15 protein-coding genes and 3 pseudogenes are annotated in these 22,800 nt (G+C 67.2%); 11 read left to right on the top strand and 7 right to left on the bottom strand.

All coding sequences use genetic code 11. The annotated features are described in order from the left end of the window. Positions 1–438: 438 nt before the first annotated feature. The 6 genes from F3T56_RS14595 to eccCa all read right to left on the bottom strand — a co-directional run bounded on the left by F3T56_RS14595 (position 439) and on the right by eccCa (position 9,673). The gene (locus F3T56_RS14595; RefSeq protein ID WP_149825621.1) at positions 439–1,668 is read right to left on the bottom strand and encodes a hypothetical protein; all 1,230 of its coding nucleotides are present in this window, start codon (positions 1,666–1,668) and stop codon (positions 439–441) included. A gap of 15 nt (positions 1,669–1,683) precedes the next feature. Further along, on the bottom strand, positions 1,684–2,058 hold the full coding sequence (locus F3T56_RS14590; RefSeq protein ID WP_149825620.1) for a hypothetical protein: 375 nt from the start codon (positions 2,056–2,058) through the stop codon (positions 1,684–1,686). Positions 2,059–2,175: 117 nt separating this feature from the next. Continuing rightward, positions 2,176–3,558: a type VII secretion-associated serine protease mycosin gene (gene mycP / locus F3T56_RS14585; RefSeq protein WP_149825619.1), complete on the bottom strand. Its 1,383-nt coding sequence runs from the start codon at positions 3,556–3,558 to the stop codon at positions 2,176–2,178. Positions 3,559–3,589: 31 nt separating this feature from the next. Continuing rightward, positions 3,590–5,116, bottom strand: coding sequence for a hypothetical protein (locus F3T56_RS14580; protein ID WP_149825618.1), 1,527 nt, complete (start codon positions 5,114–5,116; stop codon positions 3,590–3,592). Next, positions 5,116–5,634, bottom strand: coding sequence for a hypothetical protein (locus F3T56_RS14575; RefSeq protein WP_149825617.1), 519 nt, complete (start codon positions 5,632–5,634; stop codon positions 5,116–5,118). Before F3T56_RS14575 ends, F3T56_RS14580 begins: the two co-directional genes overlap by 1 nt. 79 nt (positions 5,635–5,713) lie before the next feature. Then, positions 5,714–9,673: a type VII secretion protein EccCa gene (gene eccCa, locus F3T56_RS14570; protein ID WP_149825616.1), complete on the bottom strand. Its 3,960-nt coding sequence runs from the start codon at positions 9,671–9,673 to the stop codon at positions 5,714–5,716. Positions 9,674–9,836: 163 nt separating this feature from the next. On the opposite strand from eccCa, the gene eccD reads away from it, so the two are divergent. The 6 genes from eccD to F3T56_RS14540 all read left to right on the top strand — a co-directional run bounded on the left by eccD (position 9,837) and on the right by F3T56_RS14540 (position 17,058). Next, positions 9,837–11,306, top strand: coding sequence for a type VII secretion integral membrane protein EccD (gene eccD / locus F3T56_RS14565; RefSeq protein WP_172638945.1), 1,470 nt, complete (start codon positions 9,837–9,839; stop codon positions 11,304–11,306). A 225-nt stretch (positions 11,307–11,531) separates the two neighbouring features. Next, positions 11,532–11,819 carry a 30S ribosomal protein S15 gene (gene rpsO / locus F3T56_RS14560; protein ID WP_033529274.1) on the top strand — a complete coding sequence of 96 codons (288 nt, stop codon included), beginning with the start codon at positions 11,532–11,534 and terminating at the stop codon, positions 11,817–11,819. 406 nt (positions 11,820–12,225) lie between these two features. Then, positions 12,226–14,448, top strand: a complete 2,223-nt coding sequence (locus F3T56_RS14555; protein ID WP_149825614.1) for a polyribonucleotide nucleotidyltransferase — start codon at positions 12,226–12,228, stop codon at positions 14,446–14,448. Next, positions 14,445–15,824, top strand: coding sequence for a M16 family metallopeptidase (locus F3T56_RS14550; RefSeq protein WP_149825613.1), 1,380 nt, complete (start codon positions 14,445–14,447; stop codon positions 15,822–15,824). Before F3T56_RS14555 ends, F3T56_RS14550 begins: the two co-directional genes overlap by 4 nt. A 23-nt stretch (positions 15,825–15,847) precedes the next feature. Then, positions 15,848–16,600: a 4-hydroxy-tetrahydrodipicolinate reductase gene (dapB, locus tag F3T56_RS14545; RefSeq protein WP_149825612.1), complete on the top strand. Its 753-nt coding sequence runs from the start codon at positions 15,848–15,850 to the stop codon at positions 16,598–16,600. Between the two features lie 5 nt (positions 16,601–16,605). Further along, on the top strand, positions 16,606–17,058 hold the full coding sequence (locus tag F3T56_RS14540) for a tetratricopeptide repeat protein (protein ID WP_149825611.1): 453 nt from the start codon (positions 16,606–16,608) through the stop codon (positions 17,056–17,058). A gap of 80 nt (positions 17,059–17,138) precedes the next feature. Here F3T56_RS14540 and F3T56_RS14535 read toward each other — a convergent pair whose 3' ends face one another. Next, a complete protein-coding gene (locus F3T56_RS14535) occupies positions 17,139–17,693 on the bottom strand; it encodes a hypothetical protein (protein ID WP_149825610.1) in 555 nt (184 codons plus the stop codon). Between the two features lie 185 nt (positions 17,694–17,878). Between F3T56_RS14535 and F3T56_RS47775 the strand changes: the two are divergent. The 5 genes and pseudogenes from F3T56_RS47775 to F3T56_RS14520 form a co-directional block, all read left to right on the top strand. Beyond that, positions 17,879–18,169, top strand: a pseudogene (locus tag F3T56_RS47775) (FAD-dependent thymidylate synthase); the annotation flags it as partial. Then, positions 18,149–19,075, top strand: a pseudogene (locus F3T56_RS47770) (HNH endonuclease); the annotation flags it as partial. The pseudogenes F3T56_RS47775 and F3T56_RS47770, both read left to right, overlap by 21 nt. A gap of 3 nt (positions 19,076–19,078) precedes the next feature. After that, positions 19,079–19,528, top strand: a pseudogene (gene thyX, locus F3T56_RS47765) (FAD-dependent thymidylate synthase); the annotation flags it as partial. Between the two features lie 211 nt (positions 19,529–19,739). Continuing rightward, the gene (gene dapA / locus F3T56_RS14525) at positions 19,740–20,639 is read left to right on the top strand and encodes a 4-hydroxy-tetrahydrodipicolinate synthase (protein ID WP_149825608.1); all 900 of its coding nucleotides are present in this window, start codon (positions 19,740–19,742) and stop codon (positions 20,637–20,639) included. Between the two features lie 151 nt (positions 20,640–20,790). Next, a complete protein-coding gene (locus F3T56_RS14520; protein ID WP_149825607.1) occupies positions 20,791–22,476 on the top strand; it encodes a ribonuclease J in 1,686 nt (561 codons plus the stop codon). Positions 22,477–22,800: the final 324 nt, after the last annotated feature.

Raw genomic sequence — 22,800 nt, 5'->3', positions numbered from 1 at the left:
GAAGCCTCTTGCCGGGAACGTGATCTTCGCAGACCAGTTCCTACCAGGGGCTTCTCGTGTTTCTGACGCCAGGTCATCCTCTGCCAGACCGGCTGGCGGACCGTCACGCAGCGCATCCGTCACGTTGCTGAGAAGACCTCACTCAGCAATGTTGTCCCGGGCCGGGCGTTCCCTCGGATTGGTGTATGCGCGATCGGACGGCCAGTGGTTATCTCTCAAGCGTTTTCAAGTTACCTGAAGAAGCCAACCACTATGAAGAACGCTCCTAGTGGGATCCAAACCCCCCCCACAATGCGCAGTGTCTGCGGGGTCGCAGTCCCAACGGTCGGAGTTAGCCGCGCATAGATTTGGAAGGCGCGTTCGGCGCTCTTGGAGATGTTGAAAGCGAAAAGAATTCCGAGGGTGAAAAATAGGATTCCGATCACACCGAAAGACATGTTATTCCTTTTCTTCTTCCCAGAGGGTCCAGCCGTCGGCCTGGCTGAATCCAGTGGAGACTTCGTTTCCCACGCCTAGCCCCACGCCATACGAGAACGTGGCGACATCTTCTCCCTTTGAGTTGGTCGCCCCAATTGCGTTCTGGTGGTTCCCCCAGGCGCCGATTCCGGCATGGAATGAGCCACCCTTGTCCCATCCCGTTCCTTTGAGCTGGCTTATGTCGTCCGCGTTACTTTTTACGATACCGACGTTACCTGATATTCCGAAATCCCACCCTGCAGTTGTGGTTGTTTTGGAATACATCAAGTTAATCTGGGAGCGCCCGTCGGGTGTTTGAGTGTTAACCAGTGAAATATCTCCGCCGATGCCAACGCCAAATCCAACGGACCCGCTCAGGGAAATTCCTTTAGTGTTATTAAATCCGGTGAATTCTGCAACCCCTTCGATGGCGGTACCTACAAATTTTGTCCCTATGTCTCCCGGCTGCTTTGAAAATGTATCCACTCCATAGCTGATGCCCCTGATTATGGTCTTCAGGTTTTCGCCTTCGCCTTCCTCTTCTCTTTTCTCTCGTTCGGCCTCGGCTTTTCGTTGTTCTTCTTCCTTCTTGGCCTCTCTTTCGTATGTCTCTATGTCGCCGATAGCAGCCCCGTTGAACTTGTGTCCCTGTCCTAGTGCCCGATCCATCAGGCGTTCGGCCCAGCCCTTGACGCCGACTGCTTCACGGAGGGCTAGTTTTACGCCCTGGTCAGCTTGGGCGACGGCCTGCACGGCGTTTTTGATCTGTTCCGTCCAAGCGGTTTCAGCCTCTTTGGCCTTCGATACATAGGTAAGGTACTCGGGGTCATGTCGCATGGCGGTGAGCTTGCTGAAGTCGTATATGGCCTCGCCCATGGTGTTGATGTGCATATCGGCATGCTTGGCCTCTTCGACGAGATCCTTCACTCGTCCGACCAGTCGGGAGAACCGCTCATGGGCGTCCCGCAGAATCGAGGCGAGTGCGCGGGCCTCCACCTGGGCATCGGCGAACTGCTTGCGGGTGGCCGCGAACCGGTCTCCAGCTGCTCCCGCGCTGACCCCTACCCAAGTGCCATCGGTGGCGACCCCCTCCACCTTCGCTGCGTAAAGCGACTCCAAGTCCTCGAAGGCGCCCGCCATATCATCCCAGTCCTTGGCCGCCGTGCGCAGAACGCCGATCCGGATGGTGATCACATCCTGATATGTGAGCACAATCTTCCCCCGCTGTTATCTGTCGTGTTGCGGGTTACTGCCCGCGTCGATTTGTGCTATCCCGCTTCGAATGCCGAGGTCAAGGTACTGGAAGTCCCTCTTGATCCCCGCTAGTGCCTCCCGGTCCCCCTCAAGACGGCTCTTGAGGTTCTTTACCTGGAGCTCCCATTCGTTGTACGCCTCCTTGAGGCCGGTGCCGGTTTCCCAGTCTGTGAACTCCTGTGCGGCCGCGTCTGAGCTCTCCTCTACATGACGTCCAGCTTTTCCCGTCTCCAGGGGGAGGCCATCGGGTTGCAACAGTTTGATTGCCACCGTCTTGCCCAATGAGTTCGTCTTAAGATCCGCAGTGTTACTCCCACCCCCGTCAGCGGGCAGTTGGTTCAGCTGCATGTTGCTTCCTTGGCGGGCTGCAGCTGCGGTGCGTGCTTGCCCCCACGCTTCATCGAACGACATTGCTGATCCCCTCGTAGTACTCGCTGGCTATCAGGCCACCGTTGCCCGGCATGCTCAGTAATGCCGTCCTGCGCTCGGCGGGGCTTCCGGCTGTGAGTCGATGGCATGACTCTGGTCTGGGCTGTCGGGCGGGTAGTGGTGCTGTGGTGCGTACATGGGAAACGGGGAAACGGTGAGAGGAGAGGGATGTCGGCGTCGCACGCGAATTACGGGCACGGCGACCGCTGTACCGAGAAGCGCCGCAGCTCCGACGCCAAGGCCGATCCATAGAGCCGGGTTGGTGTCGTCTACTGGGGGCGCTGCTGCGGTGGGCTCGTCGTCCTTCTTGTCTTTGCTGGAGGAGCTGCTGGATTTCGACGGTTCGGGAGACGGCGAAGGGGACGCTGCCGCAGCCAGGTCAGGGAGCGGATACTCGTCGGCTGGCCCAGGGGCACCAGGGCTTTGGAGCGCGATACGCGGACGGACCATGCCGTAACCAATGGCGTTGTTCCAGGTCCACTTCTTCTCGTTGCCCTTCATCGTGTTGATCAGGACGCGCAGGACCTGGTTGTTCGTCCAGGTTGGGTGCTTCGACCAGATGAGGGCGGCGGATGCGGAAGCGATCGCGGTGGCGTCGCTGGTTCCGTCGGAGTTGCAGACTTGAGTTCCGCCTAGGCACGCATGGACCATCTTTTCTCCGGGGGCGGCGATGTCCACCTGTGATCCCCATTGGGAGAAAGAGCTGCGGTCAAGTTCCTCATTGATCGATCCCACACCGATGACACCAGGTGTGGCTGCGGGGTACATAGGCTGGTTGTCTTTGTCTCCGCGGTTGCCGACACCAGCGAAGATCAGTTTCCCTTTGCCAAGGGCGTACTTCACGGCAGCGGCGAGTTCCGGGGTTCCGACGTTCTGCATCCCTGTACCGTCGGCACGGGCCATAGAAATGTTGATGATCCGAGCCTTGGAGTCCGCCGCGAATCGGATCGCCTCCGTCATCTTTCTGGAGTACTCGGCTCCTGCATCCACCTTTCCATAGTCTTCGGTCGCGTACCTCATGCGGATGGGGAGGATCTTCACCCCTGGGGCGAGGCCGTAGGAGCCGTTGAGCCCTCCCCGTGCCCCCGTGGCCGCGATGAGCGCGGCGACGCCGGTGCCATGTCCTTCAAGGTCTGTGTGTTCGTCGCCGGACTGGTTCGAGTAGTCCTTACCGTCAAGAACCTGGCCTTTAAGATCGGCCAAGCCGTCATCGACTCCGGAGTCGATGACGGCGACAGTTATTCCCCGCCCGGTACTGGTTTTCCACATCTCCTCAGCACGCATGGCATCGAGGTGCCATTGTCGGGAGCGAATCGAGTCAGCATGCGCAGGAGTTGCGGTGATGCCCACCAGCAGCAGGCCGAGGGCACCCGCGACTGCCGACGTGGGTCGCAATGTTTGCTTACTGCTGGTTCGCATGTGCCTTCCAGGGTCGCAACCGAACAAGGAGTCAGTCCACAACTGGTGGCAGCGGGCGACGATTGGCGCGCTGCCAGGTCTCCTCGTCCTCGGTCAGGTAGTCGGGTCGATCGCTTGGACGGGGATCGCGTCGCACTGATGGCGAATTGGCTGCGTGCGCAGGTGTGCCATCGCGGCGCTGTGTGGAGCCCTGCGCGGGCGAGGCGCCGCTGGCATGTCGAGTGAGACCCGTTCCTCCTGGGGTGAAGGGCCCGGATCCGCCATTGCCAGGCTGGTTCGGACGGCTGCCGATCATCCCGCCGGTCTCCGATGCCAGACGTCGGCCGGCAGGTGCACCATTGCTGTGCCCGGCACCGGAATTGCCTCCGAGAGGCATGCCAGGGGTGAGGCCACGCCCCATCGCCGTACGTCCCTGCGTGCCTTCGCCGATGACGGTCCCCCTCGGAAGGGACCCAGCCGGACGGCCTGAGGTGGGGGGCACAGGGCGACCTCCGACGATTCCGGTCTCGCGTGGCATGCGAGCACTGCCGTTGGCCATGCCCTGACCGGGCAGGAACGGTGCCCGAGTGGCGGACGGAACGCGGCCGGGGGCAGTAGGACCAGTGCCGCTCCTGTTACCGTTGAAGGGCGGGATCCCGACCGGTTGCGACGGAAGACGTGTGTCAGGACGCTCTGAGCCGCCGGGAACAATCGGGGGTTGGGTGAGGTCTGGCCCTGGAGATTTCGGGAGGGTGTTCAGGCCATCAAGCCCCATGGCGACCGGCTCGGAGCGAGAAGTTCGTTCCTTGCCGGGCAGCGTTGGGGTCGACTGCGAAGTGGATTCGCGTTCGCGGCCGTTGAGGCCGGAAGCGGTGGACGAACCTGTTCCGTTGCCACTTCCACTGGAGAGAACAGTGATCGATTCATATTGATTGCCACCGCCGACCCACTCGCCCGCATCCATGTTCTTCGCCGGCGGCGAGAACGTGGGCGGCTCCACAGAATTAACCTGCGCAGCCGACTGCTGATACGTCTGTGCCAGCTTCCGCATCTGTTGTGCCGCCTCGTACCGGGCCGCGTCGATGCGGCCCGGTGCCGCCGTCGCGTCGGACTGGGCGGTCTGGGCCAGCTTTCGGGCGTCGGGGTCGTTGCGCGCGCCCGGCTCCTTGGCTGCCGCGAGGGACTTCTCCGCGGTCCGGAGGTCCGCCTGCGCGGCCGTGGTTTCGGAGGTGTCCGGCATGACCGCCTTCGCCTCCGCGATTGCCTGGGACACGACGCCCATCCACCGCGACGCCACCTCGGCGTACTCCCCGAGGTGGAGCGTGGCGCTGGCCGTCTGCCCGCCCCACTCACGGAAGGTGTCGCCGGCCTCGCCCTGCCATTCCAGGCCCTTGACGTACGTCATGAGGTCATCGCCGATCTTGGTGATCGTCGAGGCGGCCTTGGAGAGCTTTGCGGCGAGGTCGTAGGCGCTCTCGGAGTTCGCCGAGTTGAGCATGGCCACCAGCTGGGCGTGGGTCATCGACTCGAAGTCGGTGTGCTGGGGCGTAGGTTGCTTCCGCTTGGGCTGCTCGCTCATTACAGGGCCTTCTCACTGTCGGCGACCTCCGCGACCGGCTCGCCCTGTTGCTGCTCGCCCTGGCGCCGCGCGTACGGATCCCGGTCCACGTCGTAGTACTTGTCGACCTCCGCGTTGACCTCCCGCATCCGCGCCTTGATGTCCTCGTCGAGGTTCTCGAAGCCCACCCGGGACGCGTGCACAGCCAGTCCCACCCCCTCGATCTGGGCGCTGAGCGCCTTCGAGAGGTTCTCCAACTCGTCGTGGACGATGGCGTACGACTCGTAGAGGAACTGTGCTTCCTTGAAGTCGGCCGATCCCAGTTGGGCGCGGGACAGGCGGTCCTGGCCCACTTGGTCGGGGGCGGCCTCGGACTTGCCGAGTTCGATGAGGAGGTCGTCGACGCGCTTCTTGAAGTTCTTCATGGCGTCGTGCTGGATGTCCAGCGCCATTTGGGGATTGACGCCGTACAGACTGTCGAAGGACCTGCCGGTGTCCGGCGTGCCCCCCGCGCCGTTGCCGCCCCCGCCCGAACTCACGTCGGCCGCCTCCCCGTTCTCCCTGTGCGCCCAAGTCAACCAAGGCTTCATTCAACGATGTTGGTCACTCTTCATCACTCTAATGGCGTTGCGGAAGCAAGCCCACCTGGATAAGAGGGGCTCCCCGCTTCCGTGACACGAACGTGCCCCGCCCCGGTGGCATGGGCCGCGCCCGGACGTTGCCGAGGATGTCGCCCTCCATGGGGTCGCCGGACAGGACGACCCCCTGTGCGCCGAGCTCCTTCACCCGCTGCATGAACGACTCGTACATGGAGCGCGAGGCCCCCGCCGCGTTGCGGGCGATGATGAACTTGACGCCCACGTCACGGGCGAAGGGCAGGTGTTCGACAAGGACCGACAGCGGGTTCCCGGAGTTCGTGGCGACCAACTCGTAGTCGTCGACGATGATGAACAGCTGCGGGCCGTTCCACCAGCTGCGGTCGCGCAGCTGCTGCGGGGTGATGTCGGGCTTGGGGGCGCGCATCTCCATGAACTGTCGGATGGCGTCCATGTGGACCTCCATCGCGGACGACATCGGCGCGTATTCCAGCAAATGTTCTTCGGAGACGGTCTCCAGCATCGTCCTGCGGTAGTCGCCGACGACGATCCGGGCCTCCGCGGGTGTGTAGCGCTCGGCGATCTGCTTCGCGATCAGGCGCAGCAGGTTCGTCTTGCCCGACTCGCTCTCGCCGAAGACGAGGAAGAAGGGGTCCGTGTCGAAGTCGATGAAGACCGGTTCGAGGTTTGCCTCGTCGATGCCGATGGCGATGCCGTGCTGCGGGAACTCGAAGCCCTTGGGCAGCTGGTCGGCCGGCAGCCTGCGGGGCAGGAGGCGGACGGTCGGGGCCGCGGGGCCCTGCCAGTTGCCCTTGACCGCCTGCACCAGCTGCGCCGTGGCATCCGACAGATCGTCCGCGTCCGGCGAGGAGTCGATCCGTGGCATCGCCGTCATGAAGTGCAGCTTCTCCGGGACCTGACCGCGACCGGGGACACCGGGCGGTACGTTCGCCGCGACCTTGCGGTCGAACTCGGAGTCCATGACGTCGCCGAGACGCAGCTCCAGCCGGCCGAGGATCTGGTCCTTGAGAGCGGAGCGCACCTCCATGTAACGGGACGCGGAGAGCACGATGTGGATGCCGTATCCGAGGCCCCGTCCCGCGATGTCGTTGACGATGCCTTCGAGGCCCTCGTAGTCGCCCTTGAAGCTGCCCCAGCCGTCGATCAGCAGGAACACATCACCCCAGGCCTCGCCCGGTAGATCGCCCGCCGCGCGGCGCCTGCGGTACGTGCCGATGGAGTCGATGCCGTTGGCGCGGAAGAACTGCTCGCGGCGGTTGAGGATGCCCGCCACCTCGGCGACCGTACGACGGACCCGCTCAGGGTCCAGCCTGGACGCGACCCCGCCCACCTGCGGCAGGTCCGACAGGGACGACAGACCGCCGCCACCGAAGTCCAGGCAGTAGAACTGCACCTCATGGGGAGTGTGGGTCAGCGCGAAGGACGCGACCAGTGTGCGCAGGAGGGTGGACTTGCCGGACTGCGGGCCGCCGACCACCATCATGTGGCCTGCCGCGCCGGAGAAGTCCCGGTACAGCACTTCGCGCTTCTGCTCGAACGGCTTGTCGATCAGACCGAGGGGGACCGTCAGCCCGCCCAGCCGTGTGTACTCGGCGGCCTGCAGGCCCCGTTCGGCCGTCAAGGCGAGCGGCGGCAGCAACTGATCCAGCGTCGGCGCCCGGTCCAGTGGCGGCAGCCACACCTGGTGGGCGGGCACCCCCTGCCCTTCCAGCCGCCGCACGATGACGTCGAGGACGGTGTCGGCCAGTGCGTCGTCCTCCTGCCGCGAGGGAACCTGCACCTGCGCCGGGTCCGGCGCCGCGTAGACCACCGGCACCGGCGTCGCCGTGAACAGCGCGGGCCTGCGCTCGATCGGCAGCCGGTCCCGGGAGACCTCGGGGCCGCCCGCGCGGTACGTGCCCGAGACGTACGCCGCCTTGAAACGGGTCATCTCATCCGTACCGAACTTCAGATAGCCGGAGCCGGGCACGGACGGCAGGTGATACGCGTCCGGGACCCCGAGCGCGGCGCGCGACTCGGCGGCCGAGAACGTGCGCAGACCGATCCGGTAGGACAGATAGGTGTCCAGGCCGCGCAGCCGGCCCTCCTCCAGGCGCTGCGAGGCGAGCAGCAGATGCACACCCAACGAGCGGCCGATACGGCCGATCTGGATGAACATGTCGATGAAGTCCGGCTTCGCCGTGAGGAGTTCGCTGAACTCGTCGATCACCAGGACGAGCGAGGCCAGCGGCTCCAGCGGGGCACCGGCGGCCCGCGCCTTCTCGTAGTCGTGGATGTTGGCGTAGTTGCCCGCCGAGCGCAGCAACTCCTGGCGGCGCTGGAGTTCGCCGCGGATCGCGTCGCCCATACGGTCGACGAGGGTCAGGTCGTCGGAGAGGTTGGTGATGACGGCGGCGACGTGCGGCATCTGGGACATGCCGGCGAAGGTGGCGCCACCCTTGAAGTCCGCGAGGACGAAGTTCAGCGTCTCGGAGGAGTGCGTGACCGCGAGACCGAGGACCAGCGTGCGCAGCAGCTCCGACTTACCGGAACCGGTTGCCCCCACACACAGACCGTGCGGGCCCATACCGTCCTGTGCGGCCTCCTTCAGGTCCAGCATCACGGGCTGCCCGTCCTCACCGACACCGATCGGCACCCTCAGGCGCTCGGGCGTCGACCGGGGCCGCCACGTACGGCTGACGTCCACGGAGGCGGCATCGCCCAGACCCAGCAGATCCGTGAAGTCCAGGTTGGCGAGCAGCGGTTCGTCGTCGTCCCCGCTGCCCATGCGCAGCGGCGCGAGCTGCCGGGCGAGCGCCTCGGCGGCGGGCAGGGACAGCCCGTCGGGCGTGCCCTCGTAAGCGACCGATCCACCGGAGTCCAGCCACAGCCGGTCCGGTCGTACGACGATGGAGAGGCTGCCCCGGGGCTGGTCGAGCTCGCCCGACACCACCTCGATGATCGTCACGCCCTGCAAACCCTCGGCGGCCGCGAAAGCGGAGGTCGGGGGCACGATGCCGCCGTCGAGGACCATCACGATGTGCGGCTGGTCCAGCAGCGGCTGGCCGTCCCGGCTGAACCGCGGGCGCCCTTCGAGGCGCGCCGACAGCAACTGCTCGAGCTCCCCGAGGTCGTCGCCGAAGAGCCGTCGGGTACCCGAGCCGTCGTGCTGGCCGGGCAGCTGGCTGTGCGGCAGCCACTTCGTCCAGTCCCAGCGGCCCACCGCGCTCGGGGCGGCGACCACGGCCAGCAGCAGGTCGTCGGGGGAGTGCAAGGTGGTGAGCTGGCCCACCAGGGCGCGCGCGGCGGCCTGCGCACTCTCCTGCTCACCGGACACCGTCACGTGATAGAAGGCGCGCATCGACACCGCGACCGGCAGCCCGTCCAACTGGCCGTGCACCGCGAGGAAGCGCTGCATGGCGCCGGCGCACAGGGGTTCGAGCTCGTCCACGGGTGCGGTCTCGGGGGCCACCAGGGGAGAGGACAACTGCTGCGGGCCCAGACCGATGCGTACCTGCCCGAAGTCCGGGTCCCCGACGCGCCGTTCCCACACCCGGCTGCCCTCGGCGACCACGGACCACAACTGCTCGGGGGACGGATGCAGATACAGCTGGGCGTCACGCTGTTTCAGGCCCGTCCTGCGGACCGTACGCCGGGTCTGCGCGAGATATTTGAGGTAGTCCCGACGCACATCGGCCATTTGCCCCTGCGTACCACGGCGGTGTCGGACGATCTGCGCGATCACCATCGCGGCCGTCGACACGAGCATCACCACACCCATGATCCGCATGAACGGATGGGCGTTCGGGGACGCGAAGTAGAACACCACCGACGAGCCCATGCCGAGCGTCGGCAGGATCTGCATCAGCATGCCCTCCTGCTGCCCCCGCGGCAGCTCCGGCGGAGCCTCCAAATGCAGCTCGCTGGAAGGCACTTCGGGCGGCAGGGAACGCGGTGGGCGCTTGATGACGATCTGGCTCACCGGAGCATCAATCCCCCTACACGGACGAGCAGTTTCCTACCGGCACCCCCGTGGTGACGGCCGCCCTCCGCTTGCGGGGGGATCCTACTTGTCACCGCTGACAGCCCCTACCGGTAGGGTGACGCCCGCAGCGTACGCATCCGCGAACAGGGGGTCAGTGAAGGTGAGTACGACCGCGGCGACCGGCTTCTGCCGAGTCACTGTCGTGGCACCCGACAGCCGCATCGACGTGGCCCTTCCGGTGGACATCGCCATCGCCGACATCTACCCCGAGGTCCTGCGCCTCACGGGGCAGACCCAGCCGGTCGGTACGCCGACGGGCTACCACCTCGTACGTCGCGACGGCACCGTCCTGGAGGGCGCCCGCACGCTCGCCGACGAACGCGTGCTCGACGGCGAGGTGCTCAGCCTGCGGCCCTTCGCGGAATCGCTGCCGCCCGCCGTCCACGACGACGTCTCCGACGCCGTCGCCTCCGCGGTCGTCCGCGACCGGCACCTGTGGAGCGACGACCTGCTCCGCGTCTCCGGACTGATCGGCGGCGCCCTGCTCCTGCTCCTGGTCGGCTTCGTGCTCTGGTACGCCGACCCGGTCCGCCACGACATGCAGGGCCTGCCCGGCATCATCGAGGGCGGCCTCGGCGTCATCCTGACCGCTTACGCGGCCGTACGCGCGCGTGTGTACGCCGACCGCGCCGCGACCGTCGCCCTCGGACTCGCCGCGCTGCCCCTGCTCCTCCTCGCGGGCTCCGGCATCGTCGGCCCCGTGGACGGCCAGGGGCCCGGCAAACTCCAGTTCATGCTGGGCTGCGTGGCCGTCCTGGTCGCCTCGGTCGCCCTCGTCGCGCTCACCCCCAGCGGGGACGCGCCCTTCGTGGCCTCCACCTTCCTCGCGGCGGTGGGCACCCTCGCCACCTTCTTGGCGATCGTCACCGACGCCTCCGCGACCGACGCCGCCGCGGTGTGCGCCCCGGTCGCCATCGGCCTCGTCGCCTTCCTGCCTGGCCTGTCGGCCCGCTTCGCGCGCCTGCCCATCGGCTACGCCTCGCCGCGCTCCTCCACGCACGAGGACTTCGACCTGGACCCCGGTCAGGGCCCGGACACCGACCCCCTCGATGCCGAGCGCATCGCCGCCCAGGCCCGACGCGGCCACGAGATGCTGCTCGGTCTCGTCGGCGGCACCGCCGCCGTCGCCGTCGCCTCGACGGCCGTCCTCGGCTTCTCCGACAACGTCTGGGCCAAGCTCCTGGCTCTCGCCACGGGCCTGGCCATGCTCATCCGCGCCCGTCTCTTCCGCTACACCTCCCAGGTCGCCTGCGCCCTGGTGGCCGGCCTCATGGCCATCGCCCTTCTGCTCGTGGGGCTCGCTCTGAACCCCCCGGCCGAGGCCCTCACCGAGTTCGTCCTCCACAACGACCGGGGCGCCCTCGACTTCCGCACCATCTGGCTGACCGCGGCCATCGCGGCCGGAGCCGCGCTGATCACCGCGATCGGCCTGATCGTCCCCCAGAAGGGCCTCTCTCCCTTCTGGGGCCGCCTCCTCGACATCGCCGAGGGCTTCGTACTGCTCACCCTGATTCCGCTGTGCCTGGCGGTGCTGGGAGTCCTCACCACCGTGCGCTCCCTCACCGGCTGAGGGACGGGCGTGGTGTACGAGAGCAGCGGCTGAGCCCCGGACCCCGCGCAGCCCCGACCTCGCAGGCTGGTACCCTGTGTGACGGCCGTTCGTGTACGCACCCCCGACCCACCAAGGTCCCGGAGGCAGCCCCCAACGGCCCCCGCCACCCGAGTCACAGAAGCCCCCCTGAGACGAAGACCAGGGGCACTCGGTGGCATCGAAGAGACTCATGAGGAGTATCGCGTGTCGCTCGACGCCGCTACGAAGAAGCAGATCATCAGCGAGTTCGGTACCAAGGAGGGCGACACCGGCTCCCCCGAGGTCCAGGTCGCGATGCTCTCCCGCCGGATCTCGGACCTGACCGAGCACCTCAAGACCCACAAGCACGACCACCACTCCCGTCGTGGTCTGCTGATCCTGGTCGGTCAGCGTCGCCGCCTGCTGCAGTACCTCGCCAAGAAGGACATCCAGCGCTTCCGTACGCTGGTCGACCGCCTCGGCATCCGCCGTGGTGCGGCGGGCGCCAAGTAAGACGCCGTGAAGGGAGCGGTTCCCGAAACGATCGGGGGCCGCTCCCTTTTGCCGTACGCACGGAAGCCGCCGTACATGCGGAAACCGTCCCGCGGAAGCCGCCGTATGTGCGGAAACGTGCGGAGTGTCACCACCCCTTTGTAGTGTGGTAGCAGAACGCAATATGTACGACGCGATATGTACGACACAGCGTGGGGGCCCCGTACCCGGGTGACCGCACGCACCGAACGAGGAGAAGCGCACCTCGCCGCCGCCGGTCCTCGGTAGTGGCCCCCGGGGGATTGCGAACCCCGAGGGCTTCGATCGAAGACCGGCCCGCACCAGACGGCGCGCTTCTCCGCCACCGTCCCCCTGCCACACGGGCAGGCCCAGGGACAAAAGACGATACGTAACGGAGAAAACGCTAGTGGAGAACGAGACCCACTACGCCGAGGCCGTCATTGACAACGGCTCCTTCGGCACCCGCACCATCCGCTTCGAGACGGGCCGCCTGGCCCGCCAGGCCGCCGGCTCCGCCGTGGCCTACCTGGACGACGACACCATGGTGCTGTCGGCCACCACCGCCTCCAAGAACCCCAAGGACCAGCTCGACTTCTTCCCCCTGACGGTGGACGTCGAGGAGCGGATGTACGCCGCCGGCAAGATCCCCGGCAGCTTCTTCCGCCGTGAGGGCCGTCCCTCCGAGGACGCCATCCTCACCTGCCGCCTCATCGACCGCCCGCTGCGCCCGTCCTTCAAGAAGGGCCTGCGCAACGAGATCCAGGTCGTCGCCACGATCATGGCGCTCAACCCCGACCACCTGTACGACGTCGTCGCGATCAACGCCGCGTCCGCGTCCACGCAGCTGGCCGGTCTGCCCTTCTCCGGCCCGATCGGCGGCGTCCGCGTCGCGCTGATCAACGGCCAGTGGGTGGCCTTCCCGACCCACTCCGAGCTGGAGGCCGCCGTCTTCGACATGGTCGTCGCCGGCCGCGTCCTGGAGGACGGCGACGTCGCGATCATGATGGTCGAGGCCGAGGCCACCGAGAAGACGATCCAGCTGGTCCAGGGCGGCGCCGAGGCGCCGACCGAGGAGGTCGTCGCCGCTGGTCTGGACGCCGCGAAGCCCTTCATCAAGGTGCTCTGCAAGGCCCAGGCCGACCTCGCCTCGAAGGCCGCCAAGCCGACCGGTGAGTTCCCGGTCTTCCTCGACTACCAGGACGACGTCCTGGAGGCGCTCACCGCCGCCGTCAAGGACGAGCTCTCCCAGGCCCTCACCATCGCGGGCAAGCAGGAGCGCGAGACCGAGCTGGACCGCGTCAAGGCGCTCGCCGCCGAGAAGCTGATCCCCCAGTTCGAGGGCCGCGAGAAGGAGATCTCCGCCGCGTACCGCTCGCTGACCAAGAGCCTGGTCCGTGAGCGCGTCATCAAGGAGAAGAAGCGCATCGACGGCCGCGGCGTCACGGACATCCGTACGCTCGCCGCCGAGGTCGAGGCCATCCCGCGCGTGCACGGCTCCGCGCTGTTCGAGCGTGGCGAGACCCAGATCCTGGGCGTCACCACCCTCAACATGCTCCGCATGGAGCAGCAGCTCGACACCCTGTCGCCGGTGACGCGCAAGCGCTACATGCACAACTACAACTTCCCGCCGTACTCCGTCGGCGAGACCGGCCGCGTCGGCTCCCCGAAGCGCCGCGAGATCGGCCATGGCGCTCTCGCCGAGCGCGCCATCGTGCCGGTCCTGCCGACGCGCGAGGAGTTCCCCTACGCGATCCGTCAGGTGTCCGAGGCCCTCGGCTCCAACGGCTCGACGTCCATGGGCTCGGTCTGCGCCTCCACCATGTCGCTGCTGAACGCCGGTGTGCCGCTGAAGGCCCCCGTCGCCGGTATCGCCATGGGCCTGATCTCCCAGGAGATCAACGGCGAGACGCACTACGTCGCCCTCACCGACATCCTCGGTGCGGAGGACGCCTTCGGTGACATGGACTTCAAGGTCGCCGGCACCAAGGAGTTCGTGACCGCCCTTCAGCTCGACACCAAGCTGGACGGCATCCCGGCCTCCGTCCTGGCCGCCGCCCTCAAGCAGGCCCGTGACGCACGCCTCCACATCCTCGACGTGATGATGGAAGCGATCGACACCCCGGACGAGATGTCCCCGAACGCCCCGCGGATCATCACCGTCAAGATCCCCGTGGACAAGATCGGCGAGGTCATCGGCCCCAAGGGCAAGATGATCAACCAGATCCAGGAGGACACCGGCGCCGAGATCACGATCGAGGACGACGGCACCATCTACATCGGTGCCGCCGACGGCCCGGCCGCCGAGGCCGCCCGCGCGACGATCAACGGCATCGCCAATCCGACCATGCCGGAGGTCGGCGAGCGCTACCTGGGCACCGTCGTGAAGACGACGACCTTCGGCGCGTTCGTGTCGCTACTCCCGGGCAAGGACGGTCTGCTGCACATCTCGCAGATCCGCAAGCTCGCCGGCGGCAAGCGCGTGGAGAACGTCGAGGACGTCGTCGGCGTGGGCCAGAAGGTCCAGGTCGAGATCGCCGAGATCGACTCCCGCGGCAAGCTCTCCCTGATCCCCGTGATCGAGGGCGAGGAAGGTTCCTCGGACGACCAGAAGGACGACGGCGACAAGTGACGTCCCGTAGCTCCAAGGCGACGGCCCGCACCTCCACGGAGGCGCGGGCCGTCGCCCGTACCCAAACCCTGATCAAGGGCATGAACGGCATCGGTACGGTCCGCAAGACCACCCTCCCGGGCGGCCTGCGCATCGTCACCGAGACCCTCCCGTCCGTGCGCTCCGCCACCTTCGGCATCTGGGCCCACGTCGGCTCCCGCGACGAGACGCCCGCCCTGAACGGCGCCACGCACTACCTGGAGCACCTGCTCTTCAAGGGCACCTCCCGCCGTAGCGCCCTCGACATCTCCTCCGCGATCGACGCGGTCGGCGGCGAGATGAACGCGTTCACGGCGAAGGAATACACCTGCTACTACGCACGCGTGCTCGACAGCGACCTCCCGCTCGCCATCGACGTCGTCTGCGACATGCTCACCGGCTCAGTCATCCGCGAAGAGGACGTCGACGTCGAACGCGGCGCCATCCTCGAAGAGATCGCGATGACCGAGGACGACCCAGGCGACTGTGTGCACGACCTGTTCGCGCACACGATGTTCGGCGACACCCCCCTCGGCCGCCCTGTCCTCGGCACGGTCGACACGGTCAACGCCCTCACCGCCGACCGCATCCGCCGCTTCTACAAGAAGCACTACGACCCGACCCACCTCGTGGTCGCCTGCGCCGGCAACATCGACCACAACAGGGTCGTACGACTGGTCCGCGCGGCCTTCGAGAAGGCGGGTGCAATGACCCGTACCGACGCCACCCCGATCGCCCCGCGTGAAGGCCGCCGCAGCCTCCGTCCGGCCGGCCGCGTCGAGCTCATCGGCCGCAAGACCGAGCAGGCGCACGTCGTCCTCGGCCTGCCCGGTCTCTCCCGCACCGACGAGCGCCGCTGGGCCCTCGGCGTGCTCAACACCGCGCTCGGCGGCGGCATGTCCTCCCGTCTCTTCCAGGAGGTCCGCGAGAAGCGGGGCCTCGCGTACAGCGTGTACTCGTACACCTCCGGCTTCGCCGACTGCGGCCTCTTCGGCGTCTACGCCGGCTGCCGCCCGTCCCAGGTGCACGACGTGCTGAAGATCTGCCGCGACGAGCTCGACCAGGTCGCCGAGCACGGACTGCCCGACGACGAGATCGAGCGCGCCGTGGGCCAGCTCCGCGGCTCCACGGTCCTCGGCCTGGAGGACACCGGTGCGCTCATGAACCGCATCGGCAAGAGTGAGCTGTGCTGGGGTGAGCAGATGTCCGTCGACGAGATGCTGACCCGGATAGCCATGGTGACCCCGGACGAGGTCCGTGCCGTGGCCCGCGACATCCTGGGACAGCGTCCCTCCCTGTCGGTGATCGGCCCGCTCAAGGACAAACAGGCGTCCCGTCTGCACGAAGCCGTCGCCTAACACCCCAGTTAAGGAACCAAGCAATGAGCAAGCTGCGCGTGGCGGTCCTCGGCGCCCAGGGCCGTATCGGCTCCGAGGCGGTACGGGCCGTCGAGGCCGCCGAAGACATGGAACTCGTCGCCGCCCTGAGCCGGGGCGACAAACTGGAGACGCTCGCCGAGAAGGGCGCCCAGGTCGCCGTCGAACTGACCACCCCCGCCTCGGTCATGGGTAACCTCGACTTCTGCGTACGTCACGGCATCCACGCGGTCGTCGGCACGACGGGCTGGACCGACGAGCGCCTCGCCCAGCTGAAGGGCTGGCTGGCCGGGTCCCCGGAGACCGGCGTGCTCATCGCGCCCAACTTTTCCATCGGGGCCGTCCTCACCATGAAGTTCGCGCAGATCGCCGCGCCCTACTTCGAGTCCGTCGAGGTCGTCGAACTGCACCACCCGAACAAGGTCGACGCCCCCAGCGGCACCGCCACCCGCACCGCCCAGCTCATCGCCGAGGCCCGCCGAGCGGCCGGCACCGCCCCGGCACCGGACGCGACCGTGACCGCCCTAGAGGGCGCCCGGGGTGCGGACGTCGACGGCGTCCCGGTCCACGCCGTACGCCTGCGCGGTCTCCTCGCCCACCAGGAGGTCCTGCTCGGCGGCGAGGGCGAGACCCTGACCGTCCGCCATGACTCCCTGCACCACAGCAGCTTCATGCCGGGCATCCTCCTCGGCGCCCGTCGCGTGGTGACGACCCCGGGCCTCACCTTCGGCCTCGAACACTTCCTCGACCTGGGCTGACCAGCATGCGCGCGAAGATCACGTACGCCATCACGGCAGCCGTCCTGGTCGTCTACTTCGTCCTGGTCGGTAGCCGCGGGGTCATGCTCATAGAGACCGGTACGCCGATCACGATCGCCTTCGGTGCCGCCGTCCTCGTGCTCCCGGTGATCGGCGTCTGGTTCCTGTGGAAGAACACCCAGTTCGTCCGCAAGGCCAACCAGCTCGCCGCCGAACTCGACGCCGAAGGCGGCCTCCCCGTCGACGAGTTGAAGCGCACCCCCAGCGGCCGCATCGACCGCGACTCGGCCGACGAGGTCTTCGCGCGGCGCAAGGCGGAAACCGAGGACGCCCCCGACGACTGGCGCACCTGGTTCCGCCTCGCCATTGCCTACCACGACGCCCGCGACACCCCCCGGGCCCGCAAGGCGATGCAGCGAGCCATCGCCCTCCACGAGGGAAGGCCCGTCCAGGCCTGAGCCGTACGAGCGCCCTCAGCCCGTACGACGATGGGGCCGGCCCGCGCGTGCGGACCGGCCCCATCGTGTCGTCGCCCGGCTCAGCCCCGCCCGTACTCCGCCGCCCACGCCTCGACCGTGTCGGCCGCCCGGTCGAAGGCCTCCGTACGGGCCAGGAAGTCGGCGTTGTGCGTGGTCATCAGCGGCGTCACATACTCCTGCGCACGGTCCCTGCGGACGAGGAGCAGCGCCTGCCCCTGCACGGAGCGCGGCAGCCCGAGCCACCGCACCGGCTGCTGCACGGTACGCACCGACACGGTCGGCTCCCAGGCCGCCGTACGCGTCCTGAAGAAGCCCACCTGGCGTACGCCCCGCGCGCTCACCCAGACACCGACCCGCAGCAGCCGCAGCGCGCAGGCGATGACCAACAGCGCCCCTCCGAAGCAGGCCGCGCCCGCATTCAGGGTGCCCGCCACCGCGATGATGACCGCCGCCGCCAGCACGTACGAGGCGAGCAGCAGCAGAAGCGCCGCAGCGCCCACCCGCCACGGCCCGGGCCGGTAGGGACGCCGCCAGCGGTCACGGTCCTCGAACGGCAACGGCTCGTCCACCGCCTGGTCGAAGGCGCGGTCGGCGGTCAGGAAGGGCAGGGGCACGACTGATCCTCACTCACGCACAGGTTTCGCCGGGTGAGGCTACCGACCCGGGTGCCCACTCACCACCTTCGGGGGGCCAACGGGGGCACAAGAGGGTGCAACCCGGTCCATCCGGACACCTTGTCGGTGCCGGGTCGTAGAGTGGGCGCCGCCCGAGAGCAGCAATGGGAAGGACCCTCCGAGCCGTGACCGACACCCCCGCCGACGATCTCAAGCCCAGCTTCCGCAGTGATGTCACCGTCGAGTTGGTGAAGCACAGCGCGTCGGACTCCGACGTCCTGTGGGCCGCCCGCGTCTCCACCGCCGGCGAGCAGTCCCTGGACGAGCTCAAGAAGGACCCCGAGCGCTCCAAGGGCCTCATCAACTACCTCATGCGCGACCGGCACGGCAGCCCCTTCGAGCACAACTCGATGACCTTCTTCATCAGCGCCCCGATCTTCGTCTTCCGCGAGTTCATGCGGCACCGGGTGGGCTGGTGCATCGCCGGTGACACCGAGATCACCCTGGAGAGCGAGGCCGGCAATCTCCGTCGACGCACCATCGCGGAGCTGTACAAGCTCTGGCACCTCGGCGTCGAGGACCGGCTCCCTCATTCCGCGGGTGGCGTGACCTGGCACAGCCGGGCCGGAAAGTGGATGGCCCAGGTCCGGCGCGGCGAGCAGAACCACTACCTCGGCCTCTACGAGAGCCGCGAGGCAGCCGAGTCCGCCGTGACCGAGTTCCGGGAGCTGCACCCCAGCACCCGTCTCCGCAAACTCGAATCAGTCCGCCGCAACCATGTGCGCTGCTATGACGAGGAGACACTGCTCGCCCAGCGGGCCAGGATCGTCGACGTCATTCAGTCCGGCGTCAAGTCGCTCATCAAGATCACCACAGAGTCCGGGAAAACGCTCCGCTGCACCGTCGATCACGCGGTGTTCACGCCCGAGGGCTGGTGCAAGGCCGGGGAACTGGCCGTGGGGGACTCGGTGATGGTGGCGGACACCGCCCCGCGCCCGTCGCAGGCGCTTGTCCCGCCGAGCCTCCGTCGGGGCATCGGCGTGTGGACCTCCATGCAGCGAGAGCGGCTGATCAAGGAGATCGACACCTGCCACCTCTGTGGCCAGGACTTCCCCCGTGCGGAACTCGCCCTGGACCACGTGGTTCCGGTCGCTGGTGACCTGACCCAGGCCCTCGACGAGAAGAACCTCGCACCCGCGTGTGAGCCCTGCCATGCGATCAAGAGCGCCGGAGAGCAGGCCCTGGACCAGCGCGGCGGCAAGATCGCCAAAGCCGTGCCGGACCGGATCGTCGCCATCGAGCAGGACGGCGAGGAGATGACGTACGACCTCTCCGTGGAGGGGCCCTGGCACAACTTCCTCGCCAACGGGATTGTCGTACACAATTCGTACAACGAGGAGTCGGGTCGCTATCGGGAACTCCAGCCCCACTTCTACGTCCCCGACGAGTCCCGCAAGCTCGTCCAGGAGGGCCGCCCCGGCAAGTACGTCTTCGTCGAGGGCACCCAGGCGCAGCAGGAGCTGGTCGGCCGGGTCATGGAGGACTCGTACGTCCACGCGTATGAGGCGTATCAGGAGATGCTCGCCGCCGGTGTGGCCCGCGAGGTAGCCCGCGCGGTCCTCCCGGTCGGGCTGTTCTCGTCGATGTACGCCACCTGCAACGCTCGCTCGCTGATGCACTTCCTCGGTCTGCGCACCCAGCACGAGCTCGCCAAGGTGCCGTCCTTCCCGCAGCGGGAGATCGAGATGGTCGGCGAGAGGATGGAGGCGGAGTGGGCGAAGCTCATGCCGCTCACGTACGCCGCGTTCAACGCGAACGGCCGGGTTGCCCCGTAAGGAGCCGCTGACTTTCGGCCAGGTACAGATGTACGGGTCAGCCGGGTGAAGTGTCCGTATTGCGGCATTTCGTGAAGTTCATCTAGCCTGATCAAACGGACCCGGCACTGCTTGAACCCCCGAGCAGGCAGTGCCGGGTTCCGCATTTGTCCTGACTTTTCCCGCCTCCCGCGGGCAGACCGCGCCCTGAGCAACGAGTAGCGTGTTACCCATGGCTCCGACCTCGACTCCGCAGACCCCCTTCGGGCGGGTCCTCACCGCCATGGTCACGCCCTTCACGGCGGACGGCGCACTCGACCTCGACGGCGCGCAGCGGCTCGCCACCCATCTGGTGGACGCAGGCAACGACGGCCTCGTCATCAACGGCACCACGGGCGAGTCCCCCACCACCAGTGACGCGGAGAAATCGGACCTGGTACGAGCCGTCCTCGAAGCCGTCGGCGACCGCGCCCACATCATCGCCGGCGTCGGCACGAACGACACCCACCACAGCATCGAGCTGGCCCGCGACGCCGAGAAGACCGGCGCCCACGGCCTCCTCGTCGTCACGCCGTACTACAACAAGCCCCCGCAGGAGGGCCTGTACCGTCACTTCAAGGCCGTCGCCGACGCGGCCGAACTGCCGGTCATGCTCTACGACATTCCCGGCCGCAGCGGCGTCCCCATCGACACCGAGACGATCGTCCGCCTCGCCGAGCACCCCCGCATCGTCGCCAACAAGGACGCCAAGGGCGACCTCGGCCGCGCCAGCTGGGCCATCGCCCGCTCCGGCCTCGCCTGGTACTCCGGCGACGACATGCTGAACCTGCCGCTGCTCTCCGTGGGCGCGGTCGGCTTCGTCTCGGTCGTCGGCCACGTCGTCACCCCCGAGCTGCACGCCCTCGTCGAGGCATACGTCTCCGGTGACGTCCAGAAGGCCACCGAGATCCACCAGAAGCTGCTCCCGGTCTTCACCGGCATGTTCCGCACCCAGGGCGTGATGACCACCAAGGCGGCGCTCGCCCTCCAGGGCCTGCCCGCCGGACCGCTGCGCGCCCCCATGGTCGAGCTTTCGCCCGAGGAGACCGCCCAGCTCAAGATCGATCTTGCCGCCGGCGGGGTACAGCTCTAACACCGGACTTCGCACAGCGCGGCACACCTGACTTCACAACTGAATAGGCAGGACCAAGGTGCCTGCATTCCCATCCACAACTGCTTTTGCACGAACGTCACGCGCGCCACGTGCCACAGAGGTACGTGGCGCGCGTGGTGAGGAGAGTCTTTTGAGTCATCCGCATCCTGAACTCGGCCCACCGCCGCCCCTTCCCGAAGGCGGCCTGCGCGTCACCCCGCTCGGCGGTCTCGGCGAGATCGGCCGCAACATGACCGTCTTCGAGTACGGCGGCCGTCTACTGATCGTCGACTGCGGAGTGCTCTTCCCCGAGGAGGAGCAGCCCGGAATCGACCTGATCCTGCCGGACTTCTCGTCCATCCGGGACCGCCTCGACGACATCGAGGGCATCGTCCTCACCCACGGCCACGAGGACCACATCGGCGCCGTCCCATATCTGCTCCGCGAGAAGCCGGACATCCCGCTGATCGGCTCCAAGCTGACCCTCGCCTTCATCGAGGCCAAGCTCCAGGAGCACCGCATCCGCCCCTACACCCTGGAGGTGGTGGAGGGGAACCGCGAGCGCATCGGCCCCTTCAACTGCGAATTCGTCGCGGTCAACCACTCCATCCCCGACGCCCTGGCCGTGGCCATCCGCACCCCTGCGGGCATGGTCGTCCACACGGGCGACTTCAAGATGGACCAGCTCCCGCTGGACAACCGCCTGACGGATCTACACGCGTTCGCACGGTTGAGCGAGGAAGGGATCGACCTCCTCCTCTCCGACTCCACGAATGCCGAGGTCCCGGGGTTCGTTCCGCCCGAGCGCGACATCTCCAACGTCCTGCGCCAGGTCTTCGCCAGCGCCCGCAAGCGCATCATCGTGGCCAGCTTCGCCAGCCACATCCACCGCATCCAGCAGATCCTCGACGCCGCCCACGAGTACGGCCGCCGGGTCGCCTTCGTGGGCCGCTCGATGGTCCGCAACATGGGCATCGCGAGAGACCTGGGTTACCTGAAGGTCCCGCCGGGCCTGGTGGTCGACGTCAGGACGCTCGACGACCTCCCGGACCACGAGGTGGTCCTGGTCTGCACGGGCTCCCAGGGCGAACCGATGGCGGCCCTGTCCCGCATGGCCAACCGCGACCACCAAATTCGCATCGTCCAGGGCGACACGGTGATCCTGGCCTCGTCGCTGATCCCCGGCAACGAGAACGCCGTCTACCGCGTCATCAACGGTCTGACCCGCTGGGGCGCCAACGTCGTCCACAAGGGCAACGCCAAGGTCCACGTCTCCGGACACGCCTCGGCCGGCGAACTGCTGTACTTCTACAACATCTGCCGCCCGAAGAACCTGATGCCGGTCCATGGCGAATGGCGGCACCTGCGCGCCAACGCCGAGCTCGGTGCCATGACGGGAGTCCCGCACGACCGCATCGTCATCGCCGAGGACGGCGTGGTCGTCGACCTCATCGAGGGCAAGGCCAAGATCTCCGGCAAGGTCCAGGCCGGTTACGTGTACGTCGACGGCCTCTCCGTGGGCGACGTAGGCGAGCCTGCCCTGAAGGACCGGAAGATCCTCGGCGACGAGGGCATCATCTCGGTCTTCATGGTCATGGACGCCTCCACCGGCAAGATCACCGCTGGCCCGCACATCCAGGCCCGCGGCTCCGGCATCGAGGACTCCGCCTTCAGCGACGTCATCCCGAGGATCACCGAAGTCCTGGAGCGTTCCGCGCAGGACGGCGTCGTCGAACCCCACCAGCTGCAGCAACTCATCCGACGCACTCTCGGCAAGTGGGTCTCGGACACGTATCGCCGCAGGCCGATGATCCTGCCTGTGGTGGTTGAGGTCTGACCCTTCGTCAGCGCCCGTTCCGGAGCGGGGCTCCTCGATTTGCATCGGGGCGCCCCGCTCCAGTACGTTTACGGCTCCGCCCAGGGGGGAACCCGGTGCCACCGAGCGTCAGGAGCCACCCGAGCCGGGCGGAAATTCCGACTCAGAACTTCTGATAAAGTTGGAGCCGCCGGAAAGGGAAACGCGAAAGTGGAAACCTGGAAGGCACCGAGGAAATCGGACCGGAAAACGATCTGATAGAGTCGGAAACGCAAGGCCGAAGGGAAGCGCCCGGAGGAAAGCCCGAGAAGATGCTCGGGTGAGTACAAAGGAAGCGTCCGTTCC

The organism is Streptomyces tailanensis, assembly GCF_008386495.1.
Classification (GTDB): domain Bacteria; phylum Actinomycetota; class Actinomycetes; order Streptomycetales; family Streptomycetaceae; genus Streptomyces; species Streptomyces tailanensis.
This window is presented reverse-complemented; position numbering and strand designations above follow the sequence as displayed.